This window comes from Streptomyces sp. NPDC001381 (assembly GCF_042895685.1).
Lineage (GTDB): Bacteria > Actinomycetota > Actinomycetes > Streptomycetales > Streptomycetaceae > Streptomyces.
In genome coordinates, this window is sequence record NZ_JBIAWO010000001.1 from 863,520 (window position 1) to 888,163 (window position 24,644).

The following is a 24,644-nucleotide window of genomic DNA, read 5'->3' on the forward strand; positions in this document are numbered from 1 at the left end:
CGCTCGGGCCGGCCCACCCCGTACAACTCGGCCCGTACAACTCGGCCGGACGCTCAGGGCTGCCCGCGTACCCAAGACAAGGAACCCGATGTTCACGTTCGAAAGCGAAGACGGCGTCCAGATCCACGTGCACGAATGGAAGCCGGAGACGCCCCCGCGAGCCGTCGTCCAGATCGCCCACGGCATGGGAGAGCACGCCGGCCGTTATGCCGCACTCGCGGAAGCACTGACCGCTGAGGGCTACGCAGTTTATGCCAACGATCACCGCGGACACGGGCTGAGCAGGCACGCCGAGCCCGGTCATCTCGGGGACGACGGCTGGAACCGACTCGTCAGTGACATGGTCACCCTGTCAGAGACCATCCGCGAGCAGCACCCCGGCCTGCCCCTGGTGCTGCTCGGACACAGCCTCGGTTCCTTCGCCTCGCAGCAGTACGTCCTGGACCACGCCCACCTGATCGACGCACTCGCCCTCGCCGGTACTACTGCGGTCGACGTCATGCTCGCGGCACAGGCGCAGGAGGCCGCGGAGGGAGGAGACCCGTTGCTCGCGCTCAACGACGCGTTCCAGCCCAGCCGCACGCCGTTCGACTGGCTCAGCCGGGACGAACCGGCCGTCGACGCCTACCTCGCCGACCCCATGTGCGGCTTCAGCCTCGACGCCCAGGGCATGGCTGACATCACGATCGCCTCGGCGTCACTTGCCCAGCCCAAGGGCATCCCGGCGGATCTGCCCATCTGCGTCCTGGTCGGGGATCACGACCCGCTGAACGCCGATCTCTCACGCAGCAACCTGCTTGTCGAACGCTACGGCGAGGCCGGCCTCATCGACGTGACCTATCTCCGTTATTCCGAAGCCCGCCACGAGCTGTTCCACGAGACCAACAAACAGGAGATCGTCAGCGACCTGCTGGCCTGGCTGAACCGCGTCCTCGCCCGCCCGGCGCTGGAGACAGATTCCCGCTGAGCCGGCGGGGAGGTGCCAACAGTCGCGGGCCGGACGTCGGCGGGGCGTGATCCTTCCCAGGCTGGTCGCGGGCCTTGGTCGGTTACTGCTTTCCTGGCGAAGCTGCCGGTGTCGATCTCGGTGAGGGTGCCGAGCTTGACGGAGCGTTTCAGCTTGGCGCGGGCGCCTTCGATGTTCCTGGGCAGCAGTTCGCGGTCGGGCCAGAGCAGCGTAGGCGCAGGTCCCCAGGCAGCCACTTCCGCTGACCTGCGTCCCATCAGCGTCCCAACTTCGGCGTCCACCCGCTCGCAGCGTCCACCTGCGGCCGCTTGCGCCGACACTAGGCTGATACGTCCATGCAGGTCAGAGCGGCTCCAACCAACGCCGATCACAACGCCCTGGAACTCACGAGCAGCGGATGCAATCCGTTGGCCCAAAGCCCTGGATCCGCACGCCCGCTGAGACGTTTCCGCAGCCCAGGAGCCTGCATGGTGGGGCGGGTGGGACTCGAACCCACGGCCGACGGATTATGAGTCCTTCGAGGATCTTGGCGACCCTTGCCGATCAACGCTCATCTTGACCGTTTTCCCAGGTCAGGGAAGGTTCGGCGCCTCAGTCCTTCTCGCTCCTTGTCAGTCCTTTCCGATCCTTGTGTCCAACCTCCGTCCCGAACGCGTCCCGGGTGGACAAGCGGCTGCGCGCCGAGACGATCACCCCCCAGCTCGGAAGTGCGCCTCGAAGCTCGCACGCAGCGGATTCGCCTTCCAGACACAGCCGCCCGGGAAGTGGTCCGCGAGGCCCTACGGCGAGCGGTAGCCGAGGTCGTCGCCCAAGGCGAGGTCACAGAGGGCGGGTCCGGCACCAGCGCCGACGTTCAGCGCGGCGGTGGCGAAGCCGCCGGCCGGCGTGGGGGCGTCCGAGGCGGTACAGAGGACTTGCGCGATCAGCGTGGAGCCCACGCCGAACGAGAGCGCCCCCTGGACGAAGGCGAGGACCAGCGCCACGACCGGGATCGCGGCCGTGAGGGCGAAGAGCAGCCAGCCCGCCAGCAGCGCCGCACCACCGGCCGCCAGCACCTGGCCGGGACGGCTGTCCGCGAGCCGGCCGCCCACGTTGACCTCGACGAAGGACCCGATACCGAACAGCGCCAGCGTGGCGGGCACCCACCCGGAGCTCAGATCCGTCACGTTGGTGATGACGGGCGTGTGGTACGTGAAGGAGCAGAACCTCGCTCTATTGACCAGCCCCGAGCACGAGCGTCGTGATCACCCGGGGCGTGCGGAACGCCCGCAGCTCGTGGCGGACGCTGGGAACCGCGGGGTCGACGGGCGTCGCCGGTACGGACCACAGCACCGCGAAGACCGCAGAGGTGGAGACGATCGCGACGCCCCAGAAGGCCGAGCGCCAGCCCCAGACTTCGCTCAGTACGGCGCCGAGGGGGACACCCGCGGTGTCGGCGAGGGTGACTCCGCTCAGGAGCGCCGAGGTCGCCCGGCCCTTGGCCTGGGGTCCGGCCATGCTCGCTGCGGTCGCGAGGCCGACGGCGAGGAAGCCCGCGTTGGTCAGTGCGGCGATCACCCGCGTGACGAAGAGGACCTCGAAGCTGTGGGTGAGGGCTCCCACGACGTGGGCCAGGGGGAAGGTGATGAGGAAGGTGAGCAGGGCTCGGCGGCGCGGCCATCGCAGGCTCAGCATCGCGACCAGCGGTGCGCCGACGATCACGCCGACGGCGAAGGCCGTGGTGAGCGAGCCGACGGCCGGGAGGGACACGCCGAAGCCGGCGGCCATACCAGCCCCGACAGCATGAACTCCTACGTTCCCCGGGCGAATACGGGCAGCCCAAGAAGGCGCAGCACAAGGTGTCGCCTCACACTTCCTCCCCCAACACATCCACGACAGCAGCAATATACAAAAGATCTTGTATATTGATACACTCCAATTGATACACCCCGGCGGAGGAGGGCACCATGAGTCGCACGGTCATCGATCTCGACGACGAGGCGCTGGAAGAAGCAGCCAGAGAACTCGGCACCACCACCAAGCGCGACACCATCAACACCGCCCTGCGGGAAGTCACGGCCCGCTACCGGCGTCTGCGCGCACTCGAAGAAGCCCGTGAACTGGCGGCCGACGGCGCTCTCGACATGAATCTGCTGTTGGACAAGCGCGCGTACCGCTCCATGAGCACGGGCTCGGCAACCGACGACCGCGCCACCGGAGCGGACGAGTGACCGTCGCCGACTACCTCATCGACACCTCCGCCCTCGCCCGCGTCCTGCTCCGCCAGAACACGGCCGAATGGGACGACAGGATCGGCGCCGGCCTCGTCGCGATCTGCGACCTCACCGAACTGGAAGTCCTCTACTCGGCTCGTTCGACCACAGACCGCGCCCGCTTGAAGGCGGCACTCGACGCCCACTACATCTGGCACCCCATGCCGGACGGCGTCTACCGCCGCTCCCGCACCGTCCAGGAGCAACTGACCGCCAAGGGCGAGCACCGCAGCGCAGGCCCCGTCGACCTCCTGGTGGCCGCAGCCGCAGAAGAAGCGGGACTCACCCTCCTCCACTACGACCGCGACTTCGAAACCATCGCCCGTACAACAGGGCAGCCGGTCCGCACGATCGACCTCAGACAGTAGAACCCGCCCGCTCGCACGGACGGGGACCAAGCCGCTCGTCGACCACTCGCCTGGTGACGGTGTCACGGCGACGCCCCACCGACGAGCGGCCCCTCATCCCATGCGCGTGCACTGCCCCACGGATGGGCCGTTTCCAGTGAGCAGTGTGCATCGTGAAGTTTCAGGTCACGGGCCTGGTGTGCGCGGGGTTCTCGATGCTCGGGCTGGTCGGTGGCCGATGACCACGGTGTAGATCATCGGGCAGTTCCGGTTCCGGCGGGATGCAGGGTTTGGCTGCGCCCGCGACCGACCCCGCCTACGATCCGTCAGCGGGTCGGCACGCTACGAGACCGCGGGGACTACGGGATGCAGGAGCGGCAGTGGATCACCACTCGCCGGAGCGAGCTGGACGCTCTCGCCGAGCAGTTGACCAACCAGCTTCGGGAAGTCCAGGTCGAGCGGGACGAACTGGCGATCGTGGAGCGGGTGTTGAACCGCTTGGCCGAGCAGGTCCAAGCCGACGTCGAGTCTGTCGTTCCGGCAAAGGCGCAGGTGGCCGGGCGGGCGGTCCTGCTCGTTCCGAGCCAGGATCCGACTACGTGTATGTGGGCCGACGGCGTCCACCCCAAGGTCCGCCTCGGCCAGGCCCGCTGCTGCGTCCTGGTCCTCATGGGCGTGCGCACCGACGGTAGTAAGGAGTTGATCGCGCTCGCCGGGGGCCTGCGCGAGTCGACCGAGTCCTGGGCCGACCTCCTGCGGGACTGCAGTCGGCGCGGCATGCGCGGTCCCGAACTCGTCGTCGGCGACGGAGCCATGGGGCTGTGGCGGGCCGGGACGCCCCTTCGTCCGGGTCGACGACGAGATCACCGACGCCGATCGGGACTGGGTGTCCGCCAACCACTGCACCCCGCCCTCCTCCACCGCATTGCGTTGTCCCGCGCCCTCACCAACGAAGCTTTGCAGTCCTCGATCAATGACTGCGGGCCACTTGAGGCTCCCCGCGGTGATCTACAGGAATTGACAATTGCTCCCCCAGGTCGTCAGGTCCAGCGGAGACCCTGTCATCATCTTGTGCAGGACGGGCAGGGCTGCGTTTCCGACGGTGCGGATCTCGGGTGTACTCCGCGGTACTTCGCGACGACATCGCGGTTCAGACCCATCAGGTCAGCGAGTGCTCGGTCGTCGAGTGGTTGCGGAGACAGCCGCCAGACCAGTTGCCCGGGAAGGGCCCGGATCAACCAGCGGGCCACGTAGTACAGCTGGGCATGGACGGGGAATCCCGTATCCACCAAGTCATGGAGCTTGGCGTGCTGCATCTGCAGCAGGCGTGGCCGGAACTCGGCGAGAAGCAGCCGGGTTACCGCTGTCGCCATCCGCACCGCTGCCGGCGACGGCGCCGACTCGCGTGCGACCACGGCCGGGCGCTCGCCCGGTGTCGCGGGTTCCGTGCGGAACAGCTGGTCGAGTGCCCTTCGCAACTGCTTCACCTGGTAGCGGAAGTAGATCTTGTCATGAGGGTGGTCCGGGCCCCTCGGTTTGGTCAGTGCGCGGAAGAATCCCCCCGCCGGGCGCTCGGGAAAGCACTCGCGGTGACGGCAGAGATCGCTGTCAAGCCTGTCGAGGAGCTCGCGGACGTATTGAAGCGACGACAGGTCGGCGAACGTGTCGCCGTGGTCCAGAGCGCGGCGCAGGGCCTGAATGCGACGGATCGCCGGGGTCAAGTCGTCGTAGTAGAGATAGACGGTGCCGAAGTTCAGTTCGGCATCGATCTTGCGGATCCGGAAGCGGGCGAGCTGCCGGGCGAGACGGTTCCGTGCCTCGCGCAGGTCGTCCCGCTCGGCGAGCAGGAAGTCCCCGACGCGGCGCAGTTCGTCGAGGAGGGTGACGCCGTCGAAGGGCTGTCCCCGGTCCCGCCTCGCCAGAATGTCTTCCAGTTGCTGTTCGCCACGTTTGAGCAGCGCGAGGTACCGGCCGGCATCGTCCTGGGTAAGGGCGTTAGTCACCGTCTTGGCGACGACCTGGTCGGTCGCCAGCCGCGTAAGGAGCCCGAGGGCCCGCGTGACCTGGTCGTCGGAGGGCAGGTCCAGCACCATGCCCAGCAGTTTCGGTTCCTCGTCGCGGCAGACTCGCAGGATCAGTTGTTCGCCGACAGGGTCGGGGCGCAGCGGGGTGTACACGCTGTCGCCGGTGGACCCTTGACGCCAGTACCGGCCGCGCAGCCACTGGTCCACCTGATCGCGCAGGATGGCATCGCCGGCAAGAACGGGAAACCGGGCGAGTATCGCCTCGGCCTCGTCTTCATTGCCTGCCCCTGCGGTGAGCGTCACCATGGCCACACACCGGCGAAGCAACCGGATGTGTGCGCCCAGGGCTCCATTCGCGCCGCTGCCCCACACCTCGATCTCGTGGTTGAGCATCCGATCAAGCGGGCCTCCGGTGCCGTGTCGTCGGTCCGGCCCGGTCCAGACCGCGTCCACCGCCGCGCACAGCACGTCCAATGGCAGGGCGCCCGGGTCCTCGGCTAGTGAGCCCAGGTCGGCGGCTTCCGTCACGGTCGGGTCGGGCCGTTGCCCGCGGCTGAACGCGGCCACTCCGTCGGCGAACAGTTGCCGACGGTGCGCATCGGTCAGTTCCGGGAGGGCGATCGTCTGCGCCTGCTCCAGGGCGTTCCACACGTCGTCGCTGGCTCGTTCGCCGAAGCACTCACGCAGGTCCCGCAGCGCCTTCTCGGGGTATTGGCCGGGACGGGCGAGCAGGAGCAGCCGCACCCGCTCCGACGGCGAGCACGTCATGTCGTGCAGTCGGCGTGCCAGCACCTCGGGCTGTGTTCCTCCGAAGTCGTCCACCACAAGAAGCCGGTCACCTCGTGCGCTGTCGACCCGCCGGTCCTTCATGTCTACGAACCCGGCCGCCCAGCCCATCTCGGCCTGAGCCTCGCACACAGTGATGGCGTAGCGGGTCTTGCCCGCGCCGCCCGGTGCCTCGACATAGCGAACGGCCAAGGGCTCAGGGCCGTCACACCAGGCGGCGAACTCGGCAGTGACCGCGGGAAACAGATACGGCACTATCTCGAACTTGGCGAGCAGTGAAAGGGCGGGCGTGTTCCGACCTGCGTGTTCGAGGGCGGGGCCGCGCCACGGCTGGTCGAGGAGGTCCCCAGCCTGCCTCCGCGCCCGGTCGGCGGCGTTCCGCTCGTCCTCGGCGAGGCCGCCCGGACCGTCGTCTCGGCCGTCATCGCTGGCCGCTTCGAGGAACATGACGAGCTGCCGGTGCCGGTTCCCCCACAGCTCCGGCTCCACCAGGGAGCGGCTGACCGGATCGGAGGCCGTGGCGCAACGCACGCACGCGTCGAGGACCGCCATCACGGTGTCCAAGTCCGGGGGCCTGACGAACTCACCCCGCAGGAGCCGATCGACAGTCGACTTGCTGGGGCCAGGGCGGCCAGCCGCCGCGTGCCGGGAGATCGTCCGCGCCAGCTTCGCTGCACTGGGCTTGCCCGCCGCCCCGTGCACCTCCCTGAGCCAGGCGGCGAACTGCTCCCGTGCCTTGTCTCCCCGCTGCAACGCCTCTCCCCCCAGCGTCCCGGAACGTCCCGGGACGCCCCGCGTTCTGGGGCCCAGCCTAGGCCGCGGTCTGCGGCGACGAGGCCGGTATCCCGATTCGACCCGGCTTTCGCCAAGCCCTCGCCCAGGCGTCAGAAGGTGCTCCTGTCACCGGCCAACGAACGGAGCACACGATGACGCTGCACGACCTCCTCGACACCCTCGGCCCCGTCGGCCTGCTCGTCCTTTTCGGCATGGTCATGATTTTCGTGGGGGTGGTGCTGCCGACGATCTGGTCGCGCCACGCCTACCGCCGTGCTGCCGCTCGCGCGACCATGAACACTCTCCTCAAGGCGCTGCGCCGGCTCCATCTCTAACCGGAGTGACTGACGACTCCTGCTGTGCCGCATGTCGCCGGTCAGTTCGCTGGCGATGAGCCTCGCGGACTGCGCTACCGGGTCCGGGACGCGCGCAGGGAGTGCGAGGTCTGGCGTGCGGTCGGGAGGACTCCGGTCACGATCAGCCACGGGATTTCAGTGGCGCTATGGGCATGCCTGATGATCCAGATGCCGTCCTCGCGGCGGTCCGGCGGCGCACCATCGCGCTGACGGGCGAGGCCGCACGCTGACAAGTCCTGGGGCGGCTTTGGGCGGGGCGATCACTGAGCACGTGTGGGGGACCGACGCAGTCGGCGTCGGCGTCGGCGGACCGGGCAGCGCGAGCAGGGTCTCACGGGTGATCCGGGCTTCCTCGGCCCCCTGGTCGAACTCCTCGAGCTGCGCCGTCAGTTCCACGATGCGTCCCCGGTTCGCTTCGGCCTGCGCCGCGATCTCACTCTCCCGCTCCTCCAGGTGCGCCGCCACCGCGCCCAGGGTCAGGTCGCCGCCGCTCATGCGTCGCGTCGGGCGGGAGTGGCGGTGGCGGTCAGCACCCTGGCCGTCCGGTCGCGCATGGCCCAGTACACCCTCGACTCCGCCGAAGCGGGCCGGCGCTCCTGGTGACGTACGACTGACCCCTGGTCCGACCAGGTGTCGAGCCGCGTGCGTCGGCCCGGGGAGGACGGGCTGGAAGCGGTGGCCCGGTTACGGTCGATCGGCGAGCGGTCGGCGCCGACCGACGTACGGGAGGTGCTGCTGTGTCGACTGCGGAGCCGCGATCCATTGTCGCGATCCTCCCGATCATCTCGGGGCTCGCCCTCGCTTTCACGATCACGGCCATCGACCCGCTGGTCCTCAGCCTGAACATGCCGCACGTCAGCCGGGCGCTCCACGTGCCGCCCGACGTCGTCGGGTTCCTGGGAGGCGCGGCGACGCTGGTCGTGGCCGCCGCCGTGCTCGCCGTGGGCAGTCTCGGGGACACCTTCGGGCTCAAGCGGCTGCTGATGCTGGGGCTGGTCGGTGACATCGTCGTCAACCTGCTCTCCGCGATCTCCCCCGGCTACACGTTCCTGCTGGTGACGCGCCTTCTCGACGGCCTGGCGCTGGCCGCGATCCTGGGCGTGTCGATGGCCCTGCTCAAAGTGTCGGTGCCGCCGGAGAGACGGCCGGCGGCCATCGGCATCTTCATGGCCATCGACATGGTGCTGTGCGGGGTGACTCCCGCGATCGGGGGCTGGGTGGTGGAGGCCGTCGGCTGGCGGTGGCTGTTCCTGCTCGCCCCCCTGCTGTCGCTGATCGCGCTCGGGCTGACGGCCCGTTATGTCGCCGAGCCCCCCGTCCTGAAGCGCCGCGGAGTCGACGTCGTCGGCGTCAGCCTGGTCGGCGTCGCCCTGCTGACCCTCGTCCACGGCGTCGCCGAGGCGGAGAACGGGATCTCCCAGCTCCAGGCCTGGCTGCCGCTGGTGATCAGCGCGGTCGCCGGCGTGCTCTTCGTGCTCCGTGAACGCCGGACACCGGAACCGGTCCTGGACCTGTCGCTGTTCCGCAGCGGCCCGTTCGTCGTGGCCGCGCTGGCCAGCCTGACGCTCAACTTCCTCGTCGCGGGGTTCAGTTTCGCCCTCGGGCAGTTCGGCAGTGTGATCCTCGCGCTGCCCCCGCGCACGATCGGCCTGCTGTTCCTGCCCGGCACACTGGCGATCGCAGTCGCCGTCATCCTCGCCGGGCGCCTGATCGGGAAGTACACCCCCCGGCCGGTCCTCATCACCGGACTGCTGGTGATGGTCGCGGGCGGGCTGCTGATGGCGGCCACCGCTACGCCCACGATGGCGCTGTGGATCGTCGTACTGGCCACCTGGCTCACCAATCTCGGCTCGCTGGTGACCTCCTCCGCGGTGGCCGAGACCATCCTCTCGCACGCCCCGCCCGGAAAGTCCGGCGCCGTGGCCGCCGTCCAGCCGGCGTTCGGGATGACCGGCTACGCGCTCGGCCCCGCCGTCTACCTCCTGCTTCTCAACCTCTTCTTCCAGCGGCAGTGGCTCAACGACGCCGACGCGCGCGGTATGTCGGTGTCCGAGGCCGATCAAGCCGTGGACGCGACGCGAAGCGCGATGGCGCAAAGTCCGGGCACCGCCGGATACGACCCGAACCTGCTCCGGCAGTCCGGACTGGACCTCGGGCTGGACTTCACCAACGGCCTGCGGCTCACCATGCTGGTCGTGAGCCTCCTGCCGCTCGCCCTGGCTGTGGCGGCGTACCTGCTCATGCCCCGCCGGACCCGGACCGCACCGTAGGAGCCGCCCGGTTCACCAGGCATCAGGCCGTCAGGCCCAGCGGGGCACGTGGGAGCGAGCCGAGCCTCGGTGCGCGGTCCGCTTCTGCTCGGCGGCACGCACGTCCACGTGGGACCCGTCTGCGGCGGGCGCTGCGCCCGCATCAAGTGCCATGTGGCTCACGGCGATCCGACCGCGGACGGACCACCAGGTGCTCCCACCGCTGATACTCAAGACCGAGGCCAACCCCAAGGGCCTGCCCATCGAGGCCTTCGACGCGATCCGTGCCGGCGTCGCCGCCGACAGGTCGCAGTTCTACCACGGGAGCCCCGGACTGCGTCGAGGCCTTCGCCTCTGGACGGACTTCGCCGAGGATCTGACGATCGGCATCCCGGTGCTCATGGCACATGGACACGACGACCAGATCGTCCCCGTCGTGGCCGCCGACCACGAGTCGATCAAGCTCCTGTCCAACGGCACTCTCAAGGTCTACGCCGATGCCCCGCACGGTCTGGTCGGGGACTTCGAGACGGAGTTCAAACAAGGACCTGCTCGCCTTCATCGTGAGCTGACACCCCCGGCAACAGCGGCCTGCGTACGCGTGGATGTCGCAATCCGCACCGAGCCAGAAGGCCCTCACCCATTTCAAGATCATTCAGCCGTGAGCCCTGTCACCGTCCGCAACGTCCCCTGACAGCACAGCCAGCCGTCCCGCAGGGGATGCATGGTCGGACGCGGCGGGCCAGCATGCAAAGAAGGGGATGTTCCCGAGTGGAGGTTCCCATGACTGACAACGAAACTTTCGTCCGCGATCTCTTCCGGGCATGGAACGAGCGGGATTACGACTCCATCGCCGGGTCCGTCGCTCCGGACTGCACCCTCGTCGAGGAGGGCAGCGGAAGGACGCTGCAGGGTCCGGAGGGCTTCACCCAGCTCGCGAGAGCCATGTCCGATGCGATGTCCGACGCGATGCCCGACGGCAAGTTCACCCTCGACCACCTCACCTCGCAGGGGGACACGGTGGTCGTCGAGTACACGGGCAACGGGACCCAGACCGGTGACCTGGTCCTGCACGCGGGCACCGTGCCCGCCACGGGGCGTCACGTCACGGTGCACGCGTGCGACATCTACGAGGTCAAGGACAACAAGATCAAGGAAGGCCGCGCCTATCTGGACACCGGCGCCATCATGAGCCAGCTGGGTCTGACCGAGCAGCTGCAGGGCTGACCGGAAGAAGCCCCGCCGAGGGTCCACGACCGAGGGCGACGGGGGCTTCAGCCCGGCCGTGGCCACCTCCGCCTCGCACCGCAGTCGCCGGTCCGCCTCACGGCCCGTACCGGGACCCGTGTGCCGGATCGCCGCGCGGGAGGTGGCCAGCCGGAGTTCCCCGGGCGCCCGGTTCAGCCTCGGCCTTCTCGGGGCGCGGCTCGCACACGGCGTCGGCCTGGACGCAGGGGCGCCCGCACTCGACGTACTCGGCCCGCGCGGTGGCGGCCTGCGGCCTTGCACGGGGATCTTCCGGCTAGCTGGTCGGCCTTGCGCTGCGCAAGCTGCTCGACGCACGCCCGGCACGGCTCCCTGGTGCCGACCATGAACCGTCTTCGCAGGACGGGATCGGGTAGCACAGGGTGAGGGCGATCTCAGCTCCAGGGCGGTGCGGATCGGAGAACTCGGCTCCCCTCCGTGCAGTTCGGGCTCGAAGCCGTACGCCGTCCACCCGCGGGCGATCCGCTCGGCGAGCCGGTCGATGGTGCGGGAGTCGAGGGCGGCGAGGACCGTCGGACGGTTCCGCTTCGGGATGTGCGCATACGGCAGCAGCGAGAGCTCTTGACCGCCCACTCCGCCGCGCGTCACATGGGATTGGAACCTTCCGAGCGGCGCGACGTGCGCGCGGTTCCAACGACGCGCGCAGCGGATTTTTTCCGCTGAGGCGGAGTTGGCGCTCCAACAGCTCACGAGGAACGTTTCCGCAGGTCAAAAGCCTGCACAGGTGGGGCGGGTGGGACTCGAACCCACGGCCGACGGATTATGAGTCCGCTGCTCTAACCGGCTGAGCTACCGCCCCATAGCGGCGTGTCGCGTACACGTGTGCGCGCCGTCTGCCGCAGCATAGCCGCTCATACGATCTCACGCTTCGGCTGGTCGACCTTGCATGACCAGGGAGACCTCGCTGCGGCCTGCGCGGTCCCCGTCGGCGTGACACCGACATGAAAAAGGACCCCGTAGGGTCCTCGTTCACGATGCTCCCCCGACTGGACTCGAACCAGTAACCTGCCGGTTAACAGCCGGCTGCTCTGCCAATTGAGCTACGGAGGACCGAGCTCCCCCGACTGGACTCGAACCAGTAACCTGCCGGTTAACAGCCGGCTGCTCTGCCAATTGAGCTACGGAGGAATGCCTCGTTGCATCGAACGTACCTACCTGGGTATTCGCCAGGGGGCGGGCGCTCGCTGCGACACATACATTAGCGCAAGCAGGGGGGTGCTCCGCCAATCGGTTCCCCCCGGCGCCCGCGCCGTGCCAGGGACCTACGCAAGGGAGAGGGTGGCCGCCATGCGCTACAAGCTGACGTTCGTCGTCGGGCTCGCCGTCGGGTACGTGTTCGGCACGCGCGCCGGGCGCGAGCGTTACGAACAGCTGAAGAAGTCCGCGCGCCAGGTCGCGCAGAACCCTGCCGTACGCAACACCGCGGAGACGGCCGCCCAGCAGGGCCGCCAGTACGCGGGCCGGGCGTACCACGTGGTGAGCGCCAAGGTCGGCGACCGGATGCCCGAGTCGGTGGCCGGACGGGTGCGCTCCCTCCGGGAGCGCAGCGCCCACAACGGCGGCGAGGACGACTGGGGCACGAGCAACACGTAGGCCCGGCGACCGCGGCACCAGGAGAGGCGGAGCACCGCCGCCGGCTTCGGGGGCGGTGCCGCAATCGAATCTGCGGCCCCGCCACGCGGGCGCGACCAGCCACGACGATCGAGCCGTCCGGCCGCCTGCGCACCCCCGCGGCGCCCGACGGCTCGACCCCGGCGGCGCGTGCGGCAGAATTTTACGTATGGGGATAGTCGCCGGGCTGGACAGTTCGCCCGATTTCACTCGTATCGTCGTCTGCGACGGGGACACCGGAGCCGTGCTCAGGCAGGGGTATGCGCCGCATCCGGTGGAGGGCCCGGACAGCGGCGGCCGGCCCAGCGACGTCGATCCGCAGGCCTGGCTGCTCTCCCTCGGGGAGGCGGCCGGCGGCGGGCTGCTCGAAGGCGTGCAGGCCATCGGGGTGTCCTCGCAGCAGAACGCCCTGGTGCCGCTGGACGCCCAGGGCAACACCGTGCGTCCGGCGATGGTCGGCGGGGACAAGCGCGCCCAGGTCGCGGCGGCCGATCTGATCGACGCGCTCGGCGGGCGCGAGGCCTGGGCGCAGGCGGTGGGATGCGTACCGCAGGCCGCGCAGCCGGTGACCAAGCTGCGCTGGCTGGCGAAGGCCGAACCCGAGGCCGCGCTGCGCACGGCGGTGCTGATGCAGGCCCATGACTGGCTGGTGTGGCAGCTGCTCGGGCGGCCTGTGCGCAGAACCACGGACCGGGGCGGGGCGTCCGGGACGGGGTACTGGTCCGCCGCCACCGGGGGGTACCGGTCCGACCTGGTCGAGCTGGCGCTCGGTCACCAGGCCATGCTGCCCGAGGTGATCGGGCCGTCCGACGCGGCCGGTACGACCCCGGAGGGGCTGCTGATCTCGGCCGGGACCGGCGAGACCATGGCGGCGGCGCTGGGCCTCGGGCTCGGGATGGGCGACGCGGTCGTCTCGCTCGGCGCCTCCGGGTCCGTGATGGCCGTCCACCCCGAGGCCCTCGTCGACCAGAGCGGGATGATCACCTCCCTCGCGGACGCGACGGGCATGCACCTGCCGGTCGTCACCACCCTGAACGCCGTACGGACCCTGCGCGGCACCGCCGAGCTGCTCGGGCTGCCCGACCTGGAGAGCCTGTCCGACCTGGCGATGAAGTCGACGCCCGGCTCGCACGGTCTGGTGATGCTGCCCTATCTGGAGGGCGAGCGGACGCCGAACCTGCCGCACACCGCCGGGACGCTGGCGGGGCTGCGGCGCGAGTCCATGAAGGCCGAGCATCTGGCGCGGGCCGCCTTCGAGGGCATGCTGTGCGGGCTCGGCGACGCACTCGACGTGCTGCGGGGGCGGGGCGTGGAGGTACGGCGGATCTTCCTGCTGGGGGCCGCGGCCGAGCTGCCGGCCGTGCAGGCGGCGGCGCCCTCCCTCTTCGGCGCGCAGGTCGTCGTACCGCAGCCCGCGGACTACGCGGCGATCGGGGCGGCCCGGCAGGCCGCCTGGGCACTCGGCGTGAAGAACGGCACGCTCGACCCCCGCACCCCGCCCGCCTGGCAGGGGGCGGCGGCCCAGGTCCTGGAGCCGGGCGAGGACCTGGCCGTGGGACAGGCGGTGCGCCAGCAGTACGTGTCGGTACGCGAGCAGACGCATCCGGGGGCGTTCCGGGTGTAGGGCGGGCCCGCGCACACACCGCTGTCGGCTTAATGGGTTGAGGTAACGCGGGTGGAGTGAACGACGATAGGGGCCAGGGGCAACCAGTGCCCCGACCGCCCACTCCGAGAGACGCAGCGTGCTCATACGACTTCTGAGGGCCCACCTCAGCCCCTACCGAAAACCCATCGCCCTGCTGGTGCTGCTGCAGTTCCTGCAGACCTGCGCCACCCTCTACCTGCCCACGCTGAACGCGCACATCATCGACAACGGTGTCGTCGAGGGGGACACCGGTTACATCCTGTCCTTCGGCGGCGTGATGATCGGCGTCTCGCTGCTGCAGGTCGTGTGCAACATCGGTGCCGTGTACTACGGCGCCCGGACCGCCTCCGCGCTGGGCCGGGACGTGCGGTCGGCCGTCTTCGACCGGGTGCAGTCCTTCTCCGCGCGCGAGGTCGGCCAGTTCGGCGCGCCCTCACTGATCACCCGGACCACCAACGACGTCCAGCAGATCCAGATGCTGACCCTGATGGCGTTCACGCTGATGGCGTCGGCGCCGATCATGTGTGTGGGCGGCATCGTCATGGCGCTCGGCCTGGACGTTCCGCTGTCCGGGGTGCTGGTGGCCGTCGTGCCGGTGCTGGGCATCTGCGTGACGCTGATCGTACGGCGGCTGCGGCCGCTGTTCCGGTCGATGCAGGTGCGTCTGGACACCGTGAACCGGGTGCTGCGCGAGCAGATCACCGGCAACCGGGTGATCCGCGCCTTCGTCCGCGACGAGTACGAGCAGCAGCGGTTCCGGAAGGCCAACACCGACCTCACGGACATCTCGCTGAAGACCGGCAACATGCTGGCGCTGATGTTCCCGATGGTCATGACCACGGTGAACCTGTCCTCGATCGCGGTGGTCTGGTTCGGCGCCCACCGGATCGACAGCGGCGGCATGCAGATCGGTGATCTGACCGCGTTCCTCGCCTACCTCATGCAGATCGTCATGGCCGTGATGATGGCCACCTTCATGTTCATGCAGGTGCCGCGCGCGGAGGTGTGCGCCGAGCGCATCCAGGAGGTGCTGGGCACCTCGTCGTCCGTGGTTCCGCCGGTGGCGCCCGTCACCGAGCTGCGGCGGCACGGACATCTGGAGATCCGGGGCGCCGGTTTCCGCTACCCGGGTGCCGAGGAACCCGTCCTCAAGGGCATCGACCTGGTGGCGCGGCCCGGTGAGGTGACCGCCGTCATCGGCTCGACCGGCAGCGGCAAGTCCACCCTGCTCGGGCTGGTCCCCCGGCTGTTCGACGCGACCGACGGGGAGGTGCTGGTCGACGGGGTGCCGGTGGCCGACGTGGATCCCGCGCTCCTCGCCAGGACCGTCGGGCTCGTGCCGCAGAAGCCGTACCTGTTCGCGGGGACGGTCGCGACCAACCTGCGCTACGGCAACCCGGACGCCACCGACGAGGAGCTGTGGCAGGCGCTGGAGGTGGCGCAGGCCAAGGACTTCGTCAGCAAGCTGGAGAACGGCCTCGACTCCCCCATCGCCCAGGGCGGGACGAACGTCTCCGGCGGTCAGCGCCAGCGGCTCGCCATCGCCCGCACGCTCGTGCAGCGGCCGGAGATCTACCTCTTCGACGACTCCTTCTCCGCCCTCGACTACGCCACCGACGCGGCTCTGCGCGCGGCGCTCGGGCGGGAGACCGCCGAGGCGACCGTCGTGATCGTCGCCCAGCGGGTGGCGACCATCCGGGACGCCGACCGGATCATCGTGCTCGACGAGGGCCGGGTCGTCGGCACGGGCACCCACCGCGAGCTGATGGCCGGCAACGAGACCTACCGGGAGATCGTGCTCTCCCAGCTGACGGAAGCGGAGGCTGCCTGATGGCCGGCATGGGACGCATGATGGGGGGCACCGGTCCCGACAGCCGCTCACTGGACTTCAAGGGATCCGGCAGGCGGCTGCTCGCCCAGTTCAGGCCGGAGCGGCTCACCCTCTCGCTGATGCTGGTCTGCGTGGTGATGAGCGTCGGCCTCAACGTGGTCGGTCCGAAGATCCTCGGCAAGGCCACCGACCTGGTCTTCGCGGGCATCGTCGGACGGCAGATGCCGGAGGGGGCGAGCAAGGAGCAGGTGCTCGACTCGATGCGCGAGCGCGGCGACGGCAGTGTCGCCGACATGCTCAAGAGCACCGACTTCACCCCCGGCAAGGGCATCGACTTCGACCAGGTCGGCGAGGTCCTGCTGTTCGCGGTCGGGGTGTTCCTCGTCGCCGGTCTGCTGATGGCGGGGGCGACGCGCCTGGTCAACCGGTCGGTCAACCGCACGATGTTCCGGATGCGCGAGGACGTGCAGACGAAGCTGTCCCGGCTGCCGCTGTCGTACTTCGACAAGCGCCAGCGCGGCGAGGTCCTCTCCCGGGCGACGAACGACATCGACAACATCGGGCAGACGCTGCAGCAGTCGATGGGGCAGCTCATCAACTCGCTGCTGACCATCATCGGCGTCCTGGCGATGATGTTCTGGGTGTCCTGGCTGCTCGCCCTGGTCGCGCTCGTGACGGTGCCGCTGTCGGCGGTCGTCGCGGCGAAGGTCGGCAAGCGGTCGCAGCCGCACTTCGTGCAGCAGTGGCGCTCCACCGGCAAGCTGAACGCCCACATCGAGGAGATGTACTCCGGTCACACGCTGGTGAAGGTGTTCGGCCGCCAGGAGGAGTCGGCCCGGCAGTTCGCCGAGCAGAACGAGGCGCTGTACGAGGCCGGGTTCAGGGCGCAGTTCAACAGCGGGATCATGCAGCCGCTGATGTTCTTCGTGTCGAACATCAACTACGTGCTGGTGGCGGTGGTCGGCGGTCTGCGGGTGGCGTCGGGTGCTCTCTCCATCGGTGACGTGCAGGCCTTCATCCAGTACTCCCGCCAGTTCTCGATGCCGCTGACGCAGGTCGCGTCGATGGCGAACCTGGTGCAGTCGGGTGTCGCCTCGGCGGAGCGGATCTTCGAACTCCTGGACGCGGAGGAGCAGGAGGCGGATCCGGCGGCGGGCGCCAGGCCCGAGGAACTGCGCGGGCGGGTCGCGCTGGAGCATGTGTCGTTCCGCTACGACCCCGAGAAGCCGCTGATCGAGGACCTGTCGCTGACGGTGGAACCGGGGCACACGGTCGCGATCGTCGGTCCGACGGGCGCCGGCAAGACGACGCTGGTCAACCTCCTCATGCGCTTCTACGACGTGTCCGGCGGACGTATCACCCTCGACGGCGTGGACATCGCGCGCATGTCCCGGGACGAGCTGCGCTCCGGGATCGGCATGGTGCTGCAGGACACCTGGCTGTTCGGCGGCACGATCGCGGAGAACATCGCGTACGGGACGTCCCGGGAGGTCACCCGGGGCGAGATCGAGGAGGCGGCGCGGGCGGCCCACGCGGACCGGTTCATCCGCACGCTGCCCGACGGCTACGACACCGTGATCGACGACGAGGGCAGCGGGGTCAGTGCCGGTGAGAAGCAGCTGATCACCATCGCGCGGGCGTTCCTGTCCGATCCGGTGATCCTGGTGCTCGACGAGGCGACGAGTTCCGTGGACACCCGGACCGAGGTGCTGATCCAGAAGGCGATGGCGAAGCTGGCGCACGGGCGTACGTCGTTCGTCATCGCTCACCGGCTGTCGACGATCCGGGACGCGGACACCATCCTCGTGATGGAGAACGGCTCGATCGTCGAGCAGGGCGCGCACGCGGAGCTGCTGGAGGCGGGCGGGGCGTACGCGCGGCTGTACACGGCGCAGTTCGCGCAGGCGGTGGCCGAGGTGGACTGAGCCCGCGCCCGGCGCGGGGGCCGGGGCCGGGGACGGGTGGGTGCACTCGCCCGCGTCAGCGGGGTGCCGCTGCGCCCACCCTCCCCCGCCCTCGGCTTCGCTCGAGCGGGGGGACCCCCGTCGCCCCAGCGGCACGACTGCCCGCGGCTACGGTGGAGAGGGGGCTGTCCCCTAGTCCAGGTAGCCCCTCAGTTGGTCCGCGAAGGCGTGGTCGCGGAGTTTGTTGAGGGTCTTGGACTCGATCTGGCGTATCCGTTCGCGGGTCACGCCGAAGATGCGGCCGATCTCCTCCAGCGTGCGCGGGCGGCCGTCGGCCAGGCCGTACCGGAGCTGGACGACCTTCCGCTCGCGTTCGCCGAGGGTGGAGAGGACCGCTTCCAGGTGCTCGCGCAGCAGCAGGAAGGCCGCCGACTCCACGGGGCTCGTCGCGTCGCCGTCCTCGATGAGGTCGCCGAGGGCCACATCGTCCTCCTCGCCCACCGGCGCGTGCAGGGAGACCGGTTCCTGGGCCAGGCGCAGCACCTCGCCGACCCTTTCCGGGGGCAGGTCCAGCTGGCCGGCGACCTCGTCGGGGGTTGGTTCGTAGCCGCGTTCCTGGAGCATCCGGCGCTGCACGCGCACCACCCGGTTGATCAGCTCGACGACATGGACCGGAACGCGGATGGTGCGGGCCTGGTCGGCGAGGGCCCGGGACATGGCCTGCCGGATCCACCAGGTGGCGTACGTCGAGAACTTGTAGCCGCGGGCGTAGTCGAACTTCTCGACGGCCCGGATCAGCCCCAGGTTGCCCTCCTGGACGAGGTCCAGCATGGTCAGGCCGCGGCCGACGTACCGCTTGGCGACGGAGACGACGAGCCGCAGGTTCGCCTCGATGAGCCGGCGCTTGGCCATGCGGCCCATGACGACCAACCGGTCCAGGTCGACGGCGAGTTCACTGTCCAGGTCGGGCGTGCTGCCCAGCTTCTCCTCGGCGAACAGGCCCGCCTCGACCCGGCGGGCGAGTTCGACCTCCTCGGCGGCGGTGAGCAGCGGGATGCGGCCGATCTCCCGCAGGTACTGGCGGAACAGATCGGAGGAGGGGCTGCCGCTGTCGGTGGCCCGGACGCGCGGCGCCTCGACGGGCTCGGGAGGGTCGTCCGGGGCCTCTTCGAGGGCCCCGGGGGGCGGGTCCGGCTCCGTCTCGGGGTGGTGCGCGGCACGGTTCTGCGGCGGGACCGCGGCCAGGACGTCGGGCTCGGCGTCCGGTTCCGTGTCGTCGGCAGTGCCGGCGTTCTGCGTCAGGGTCTGGGTCTGGGTCTGCACGGGGGCGACCTCCAGGATGATCGCTGCTGAGGTGAGCGGCAGCGGTGCTCCGGGGGCCGCTCCGGGGACTCAGGCACCGGACCCAGTGTGGAGTACGACACATCCCCGCCACGAGGGGCGTGCGGTGACTTTTTGAGTCCGTCCCGTAACCGGCTGTTCAGAGAGCCGCGGCTCCGTGCTCGCGCAGCGCCTGGTCGTACTGCTGAAGGATCCACAGCTCGTTCTGCACGGCGGCGAGTTGGGCCTGGTCACCGCCCGCGCCGAGGCGGGCCAGCTGGGACTGCACGTCCCGGACGCGGCGCTCGACGGCGCGGCGGCGGACCTGGACCAGGACCGTGCCGGCGTACACCTCGTCGACCGTGCGGCGCATGATCGGCTCGACGGCGAGTTCGGTGACCATCGCGCGGACCGTGTCGTCGGGGGCGGCCTCACGGACGCGGACCAGGTACTCCTGGGCGTCCTGGACGCCCCATTCGGCGCCGCCCGCGTCCAGGACGGCCTGGCGTACGGCGGCGTAGGGGGCGGCGGTGAACTCGTCGACGCCGTACGCGTCGAAGGCCGGGGAGACCAGCTCGGGGCGTTGCAGGGCGAGTTTGAGCAGCTCGCGCTCGGTGGCGTAGACGGGGTTGCGCAGGGTCAGGGCGGGGCCGGCGGCGGCCGGGCGGGGGGCGGCGTCGTACTGCTGGGGGCCGCCGCGGCCGGCCGGTGCCGGTCCCTTGCCGCCCCGGTCGCGGGCCCAACGGGCCAGCTGGGCGACGCGTTTGACGACGAACTGGGTGTCCAGGATGCCGAGCATGCCGGCGAGCTGGACGGCGACCTCGTGCTGGGCGCCGCTGTTCTTGATGCGGGCGACGATGGGCGCGGCCTCGTCGAGGGCGGCGGCGCGGCCGGCCGGGGTGTCCAGGTCGTACCGGACGACGATCTGCCGGAGGGCGAACTCGAAGAGGGGGGTGCGGGGTTCGACCAGGTCGGCCACCGCCTCGTCGCCCTTGGCCAGGCGCAGGTCGCAGGGGTCCATGCCGTCGGGCGCGATCGCGATGTAGGTCTCGGCGGCGAACTTCTGGTCGTCCTCGAAGGCACGCAGGGCCGCCTTCTGGCCGGCCGCGTCGCCGTCGAAGGTGAAGATCACGCGGGCGCTGCCGTTGTCCATGAGGAGCCGGCGGAGGATCTTGATGTGCTCGCCGCCGAAGGCGGTGCCGCAGGTGGCGATGGCGGTGGTGACGCCGGCGAGGTGGCAGGCCATGACGTCCGTGTAGCCCTCGACGACGACGGCGCGGCTGGACTTGGCGATGTCCTTCTTGGCGAGGTCGATGCCGTACAGCACCTGGGACTTCTTGTAGATCGCCGTGTCGGGTGTGTTGAGGTACTTGGGGCCGTTGTCCGCCTCGTAGAGCTTGCGCGCGCCGAAGCCGACCACCTCGCCGCCGATGTCGCGGATGGGCCACATCAGCCGGCCCCGGAACCGGTCGATGGGGCCGCGGCGGCCCTCCTGCGCGAGGCCGGAGAGGAGCAGTTCCTTGTCGGTGAAACCCTTGCCGCGCAGGAAGCGGGTGAGGTGGTCCCAGCCCTGGGGGCTGTAGCCGACGCCGAAGTGGACGGCGGCGGCCTGGTCGAAACCGCGCTCGGCGAGGAAGATCCGGCCGGTGTCGGCCTCGGGGCTGACGGCGAGCTGTTCGGCGTACCAGTCGGCGGCGATCTTGTGGGCCTCCACCAGGCGGATGCGTTCGCCGCGCTGGTGGGCGGGGTTGTAGCCGCCCTCCTCGTAGCGCAGGGTGATGCCGGCCTGGGCGGCGAGACGCTCGACCGCCTCGGAGAAGGTGAGGTGGTCGACCTTCATCACGAACGTGATGGTGTCTCCGCCCTCCTGGCAGCCGAAGCAGTGGAAGAGTCCCTTGCTCGGGCTGACCTGGAAGGACGGCGACTTCTCGTCGTGGAACGGGCACAGCCCCTTGAGGTTGCCGCCGCCCGCGTTGCGCAGCTGGAGGTACTCGGACACCACGGCGTCGATCGGGACCGCGTCCCGTACCGCCTTCACGTCCTCGTCGTTGATCCGTCCTGCCACGAGGTGATTCTACGGGGGTGCGGTGACAGTCAGGCTGCGAGGCTTTCGAGCGGAACGTGCGGGTCCGCCAGCGCCTCCGTGTTCACCGGGCTTCCGGAGGTGATCAGCCGCTGGATCTGCTCGGTGACGTCCCACACGTTCACGTTCATCCCGGCCAGCACGCGGCTCTCCTTCACCCAGAACGCGATGAACTCCCTCTTGCCCGCGTCCCCCCGGATCACCACCTCGTCGTACGACCCCGGCGGCGCCCAGCCGCTGTACTCCATGCCGAGGTCGTACTGGTCGGTGAAGAAGTAGGGCACGCGGTCGTAGGTGACGTCCTTGCCGAGCATGGCGCGGGCGGCCGCCGGCCCGCCGTTCAGGGCGTTGGCCCAGTGCTCGACGCGCAGTCTGGTGTCGAAGAGGCCGTGCGGGAAGGAGGCGACGTCTCCGGCGGCGTAGATGTCGGGGTCGGAGGTGCGCAGGCGGGTGTCGACCGCGACCCCGCCGCCGTGGGCGCGGTCGGCGAGGGTGAGGCCGGCCGCCTCCGCGAGGCCGGTGCGGGGGGCCGCGCCGATCGCCGCGAGGACGTCGTGCGCCGGGTGCTCCTCGCCGTCGTCGGTGCGGGCGGCGAGGACCATGCCGTCCTGCCCGACGATCTCCGTGAGCCGGACGCCGAAGCGGAAGCGGACGCCGTGGTCGCGGTGCAGCTCGGCGAAGACGTTGCCCAGCTCGGGGCCGAGGACGCCGTGCAGCGGGGTCGGCGAGGGGTCGACGACGGTGACCTCCGCGCCGTACTCGCGGGCCGCCGCCGCGACCTCCAGGCCGATCCAGCCGGCGCCGGCGATCACGATGTGGCCGTTGTCGCGGCCGAGGGCGGCCAGGACGCCCTTGAGGCGCTCGGCGTGCGCGAGCCGGCGCAGATGGTGGACGCCCGCGAGGTCGGTGCCGGGGATGTCCAGGCGGCGCGGCTCGGCGCCGGTGGCCAGGAGCAGCTTGTCGTAGTGGACGAAGGTGCCGTCGTCTCCGAAGTGGACGGTCTTGGCCGTACGGTCGATCGCGTCGACGGTCTGGCCCAGGTGCAGCTCGATGTCGTTCTGCGCGTACCAGGCGGGCTCGTGCACGAAGACGCTCTCCCGGCTCTCCTTGCCGAGCAGGAAGCCCTTGGACAGCGGCGGGCGCTCGTAGGGGTGGTCGCGTTCGTCGCAGATCAGTATCACCCGGCCGGTGAAGCCCTCGGCCCGCAGCGTCTCGGCCGCTTTCGCGCCGGCCAGGCCTCCTCCGACGATGACGAACGTCTGATCCGCGTCGACCACGTGATGCCTCCTAACGGGGGTCTGGGGATGACCCCAGACAACACTGTGCGAACCGCCATCTGCGAGCGTCCCGCACGGAGCGTGATGGGGGAAGGGGGAGTGGCCCGATCAGGCCACCGAGTGTCCCGTTCGGGTTCCTTTGACGCTTTCACACCCCTTTGGCCCACCCGTGTCGCCTCCTCCGTCACGGCTGCCCCGTCAGACGCGAGTGAAGCGAGCGGGCCGAGGCGTCGGTGAGGGAGGCGATCTGGTCGACGATCACGCGCTTGCGGGCACGGTCGTCGGGGGCCTGCTCGAACAGGGTCCGGAACTGGGGGTCGAGGCCCTCGGGCGCGCGGGCGGTGAGGGCCTGCGCCAGCTCGGTGATCACGATGCGCTGGTCGGCGCGGAGCCGTGTCTGCTCGGCGCGCTGCATGACGTACCGGTCGGCGACGGCCTTGAGGACCGCGCACTCCAGGCGGGTCTCGTGGGGCACGACCAGTTCGGCGCCGTAGCGCGTGAGCTGCCCGGAGCCTCCCCCGGTGTCTGAACGGCCCGGGGGGTGCCCCCATCGCGCGCGCGTGGCGCCCTCGGCGGCGAGGCAGAAGCGGCCGATGAGCTGGCTGGTGGCGTCCTTGAGGCGGGCCTGGGCGGCCGCCGTGCCGTCGTAGCGGTGCGGCCACCACTCCTGGTCCTGGAGGCGGTCGAGGGCGGCGGCGAGTTCGGCCGGGTCGGTGTCCGCCGGGACGTAGCGGCCGACGGCCACCCGGTAGACCTCCGCGCGCTCCGGCTCCGCGCGCAGGCTGCGGGGGTCGATGTGGCCGGCGTGCAGGCCGTCCTCCACGTCGTGCACCGAGTAGGCCACGTCGTCGGACCAGTCCATGACCTGTGCCTCGAAGCACGTGCGCGTGCCGGGGGCCTCCTTGCGGACCCAGTCGAAGACCGGCCGGTCGTCCTCGTAGACGCCGAACTTGGGGGACGCGGGGTCCGTCGGATGGGCGCCCCTCGGCCAGGGGTACTTGGTGGCGGCGTCCAGGGTGGCGCGGGTGAGGTTGAGGCCGACGGAGCCCTCGGCGGTGAAGCGCTTGGGCTCGATGCGGGTGAGCAGGCGCAGGGACTGGGCGTTGCCCTCGAAGCCGCCGCAGTCGTGGGCGAAGTCGTTGAGGGCCTGTTCGCCGTTGTGGCCGAACGGGGGGTGGCCCAGGTCGTGCGCCAGGCAGGCCGCTTCGACCAGGTCGGGGTCGCAGCCCAGGGCCGCGCCCAGCTCGCGGCCCACCTGGGCGCACTCCAGGGAGTGGGTGAGGCGGGTGCGGGGCGTCGCGTCCCATTCCTGGCTGTGTTCACCCGGCGTGACGACCTGGGTCTTTCCGGCCAGTCTCCGCAGCGCGGAGGAGTGCAGGATTCTCGCGCGGTCGCGCTGGAAGGCGGTGCGGCCGGGGCGCTTGTCCGGTTCGGGGGCCCAGCGTTCGGTCGACGGCAGGTCATAGGGCATGTCTCGACAGTAAGCGGCGGTAGTGACAATCGGGTGCCCGCTCGTCCACCGGGTTCTGCGCGCCCACGGGTGCGGGACGCGCCGGGGCCGATCGCGCCCACGGGTGCTGGACACGTCACGGGCGGCCACACGCACGCGTGCGGGACGCGCCAGGGCCGATCGCACCCACGGATGCCAGGACACGTCACGGGCGGCCACACGCACGCGTGCGGGACACGCCGGGGCCGATCGCACCCACGGATGCCAGGACACGTCACGGGCGGCCACACGCACGCGTGCGGGACACGCCAGGGCCGATCGCACCCACGGATGCCAGGACACGTCACGGGCGGCCACACGCACGCGTGCGGGACACGCCAGGGCCGATCGCACCCACGGATGCCAGGACACGTCACGGGCGGCCACACGCACGCGTGCGGGACACGCCGGGGCCGATCGCGCCCACGGGTGTCCACGCGGGTCCACGGGTGCGGGACGTGAT

At 70.2% G+C, this 24,644-nt stretch carries 19 protein-coding genes, 3 tRNA genes and 1 pseudogene; 13 read left to right on the top strand and 10 right to left on the bottom strand.

Features of this window, described 5'->3' with window-relative positions; all coding sequences use genetic code 11:
* Positions 1 to 88: 88 nt before the first annotated feature.
* Complete coding sequence (locus ACFY2L_RS03865) at positions 89 to 967, top strand: alpha/beta fold hydrolase (protein WP_390821401.1); 879 nt, start codon at positions 89 to 91, stop codon at positions 965 to 967.
* 779 nt (positions 968 to 1,746) lie between these two features.
* On the opposite strand, the gene ACFY2L_RS03870 is transcribed toward ACFY2L_RS03865, so the two are convergent.
* A complete protein-coding gene (locus ACFY2L_RS03870; protein WP_390821402.1) occupies positions 1,747 to 2,133 on the bottom strand; it encodes a hypothetical protein in 387 nt (128 codons plus the stop codon).
* 46 nt (positions 2,134 to 2,179) lie between these two features.
* Positions 2,180 to 2,734, bottom strand: a complete 555-nt coding sequence (locus tag ACFY2L_RS03875) for an MFS transporter (protein WP_390821403.1) — start codon at positions 2,732 to 2,734, stop codon at positions 2,180 to 2,182.
* Positions 2,735 to 2,913: 179 nt separating this feature from the next.
* Here ACFY2L_RS03875 and ACFY2L_RS03880 point away from each other — a divergent pair, with 179 nt between their 5' ends.
* The 3 genes and pseudogenes from ACFY2L_RS03880 to ACFY2L_RS03890 all read left to right on the top strand — a co-directional run.
* Complete coding sequence (locus ACFY2L_RS03880) at positions 2,914 to 3,177, top strand: type II toxin-antitoxin system VapB family antitoxin (RefSeq protein WP_390821404.1); 264 nt, start codon at positions 2,914 to 2,916, stop codon at positions 3,175 to 3,177.
* A complete protein-coding gene (locus tag ACFY2L_RS03885) occupies positions 3,174 to 3,587 on the top strand; it encodes a PIN domain nuclease (RefSeq protein ID WP_390821405.1) in 414 nt (137 codons plus the stop codon). The genes ACFY2L_RS03880 and ACFY2L_RS03885 overlap by 4 nt, the downstream gene beginning before the upstream one ends.
* Before the next feature lie 554 nt (positions 3,588 to 4,141).
* Positions 4,142 to 4,398: pseudogene (locus ACFY2L_RS03890) on the top strand (transposase); the annotation flags it as partial.
* Between the two features lie 232 nt (positions 4,399 to 4,630).
* Here the strand turns inward: ACFY2L_RS03890 and ACFY2L_RS03895 are convergent.
* Positions 4,631 to 6,940 (bottom strand): hypothetical protein, encoded by a 2,310-nt coding sequence (locus tag ACFY2L_RS03895; RefSeq protein ID WP_390821406.1) that lies wholly within the window; start codon positions 6,938 to 6,940, stop codon positions 4,631 to 4,633.
* Between the two features lie 362 nt (positions 6,941 to 7,302).
* On the opposite strand from ACFY2L_RS03895, the gene ACFY2L_RS03900 reads away from it, so the two are divergent.
* The 5 genes from ACFY2L_RS03900 (at position 7,303) to ACFY2L_RS03920 (ending at position 10,982) form a co-directional block, all read left to right on the top strand.
* A complete protein-coding gene (locus ACFY2L_RS03900; RefSeq protein ID WP_390821407.1) occupies positions 7,303 to 7,485 on the top strand; it encodes a hypothetical protein in 183 nt (60 codons plus the stop codon).
* A 294-nt stretch (positions 7,486 to 7,779) separates the two neighbouring features.
* Positions 7,780 to 8,109, top strand: a complete 330-nt coding sequence (locus ACFY2L_RS03905) for a hypothetical protein (RefSeq protein WP_390821408.1) — start codon at positions 7,780 to 7,782, stop codon at positions 8,107 to 8,109.
* 134 nt (positions 8,110 to 8,243) lie between these two features.
* Positions 8,244 to 9,776, top strand: coding sequence for an MFS transporter (locus ACFY2L_RS03910; protein ID WP_390821409.1), 1,533 nt, complete (start codon positions 8,244 to 8,246; stop codon positions 9,774 to 9,776).
* A 190-nt stretch (positions 9,777 to 9,966) separates the two neighbouring features.
* Positions 9,967 to 10,449, top strand: coding sequence for a hypothetical protein (locus tag ACFY2L_RS03915; RefSeq protein WP_390821410.1), 483 nt, complete (start codon positions 9,967 to 9,969; stop codon positions 10,447 to 10,449).
* Positions 10,450 to 10,538: 89 nt separating this feature from the next.
* Positions 10,539 to 10,982 carry an ester cyclase gene (locus ACFY2L_RS03920; RefSeq protein ID WP_390821411.1) on the top strand — a complete coding sequence of 148 codons (444 nt, stop codon included), beginning with the start codon at positions 10,539 to 10,541 and terminating at the stop codon, positions 10,980 to 10,982.
* Between the two features lie 764 nt (positions 10,983 to 11,746).
* Here the strand turns inward: ACFY2L_RS03920 and ACFY2L_RS03925 are convergent.
* From ACFY2L_RS03925 to ACFY2L_RS03935, 3 genes are all read right to left on the bottom strand, one after another.
* Positions 11,747 to 11,820: transfer RNA gene (locus ACFY2L_RS03925), tRNA-Ile, on the bottom strand.
* Between the two features lie 178 nt (positions 11,821 to 11,998).
* Positions 11,999 to 12,071 (bottom strand) — tRNA-Asn (locus ACFY2L_RS03930).
* Positions 12,072 to 12,076: 5 nt separating this feature from the next.
* Positions 12,077 to 12,149: transfer RNA gene (locus ACFY2L_RS03935), tRNA-Asn, on the bottom strand.
* A gap of 159 nt (positions 12,150 to 12,308) precedes the next feature.
* On the opposite strand from ACFY2L_RS03935, the gene ACFY2L_RS03940 reads away from it, so the two are divergent.
* From ACFY2L_RS03940 to ACFY2L_RS03955, 4 genes are all read left to right on the top strand, one after another.
* Positions 12,309 to 12,614 carry a YtxH domain-containing protein gene (locus ACFY2L_RS03940; RefSeq protein ID WP_390655458.1) on the top strand — a complete coding sequence of 102 codons (306 nt, stop codon included), beginning with the start codon at positions 12,309 to 12,311 and terminating at the stop codon, positions 12,612 to 12,614.
* 187 nt (positions 12,615 to 12,801) lie between these two features.
* Complete coding sequence (locus ACFY2L_RS03945) at positions 12,802 to 14,256, top strand: FGGY family carbohydrate kinase (RefSeq protein ID WP_390655457.1); 1,455 nt, start codon at positions 12,802 to 12,804, stop codon at positions 14,254 to 14,256.
* Positions 14,257 to 14,374: 118 nt separating this feature from the next.
* Complete coding sequence (locus tag ACFY2L_RS03950) at positions 14,375 to 16,108, top strand: ABC transporter ATP-binding protein (protein WP_390655456.1); 1,734 nt, start codon at positions 14,375 to 14,377, stop codon at positions 16,106 to 16,108.
* The gene (locus tag ACFY2L_RS03955; RefSeq protein WP_390655455.1) at positions 16,108 to 18,033 is read left to right on the top strand and encodes an ABC transporter ATP-binding protein; all 1,926 of its coding nucleotides are present in this window, start codon (positions 16,108 to 16,110) and stop codon (positions 18,031 to 18,033) included. The genes ACFY2L_RS03950 and ACFY2L_RS03955 overlap by 1 nt, the downstream gene beginning before the upstream one ends.
* 171 nt (positions 18,034 to 18,204) lie before the next feature.
* Here the strand turns inward: ACFY2L_RS03955 and ACFY2L_RS03960 are convergent, their stop codons facing one another.
* The 4 genes from ACFY2L_RS03960 to ACFY2L_RS03975 all read right to left on the bottom strand — a co-directional run bounded on the left by ACFY2L_RS03960 (position 18,205) and on the right by ACFY2L_RS03975 (position 24,163).
* Complete coding sequence (locus tag ACFY2L_RS03960) at positions 18,205 to 19,377, bottom strand: RNA polymerase sigma factor (protein WP_390656175.1); 1,173 nt, start codon at positions 19,375 to 19,377, stop codon at positions 18,205 to 18,207.
* Between the two features lie 115 nt (positions 19,378 to 19,492).
* Positions 19,493 to 21,397: a DNA primase gene (dnaG, locus tag ACFY2L_RS03965; protein ID WP_390821412.1), complete on the bottom strand. Its 1,905-nt coding sequence runs from the start codon at positions 21,395 to 21,397 to the stop codon at positions 19,493 to 19,495.
* 29 nt (positions 21,398 to 21,426) lie between these two features.
* Positions 21,427 to 22,692, bottom strand: a complete 1,266-nt coding sequence (locus ACFY2L_RS03970) for an NAD(P)/FAD-dependent oxidoreductase (RefSeq protein WP_390655453.1) — start codon at positions 22,690 to 22,692, stop codon at positions 21,427 to 21,429.
* Between the two features lie 184 nt (positions 22,693 to 22,876).
* Complete coding sequence (locus tag ACFY2L_RS03975) at positions 22,877 to 24,163, bottom strand: deoxyguanosinetriphosphate triphosphohydrolase (RefSeq protein WP_390655452.1); 1,287 nt, start codon at positions 24,161 to 24,163, stop codon at positions 22,877 to 22,879.
* Between the last annotated feature and the right edge of the window lie 481 nt (positions 24,164 to 24,644).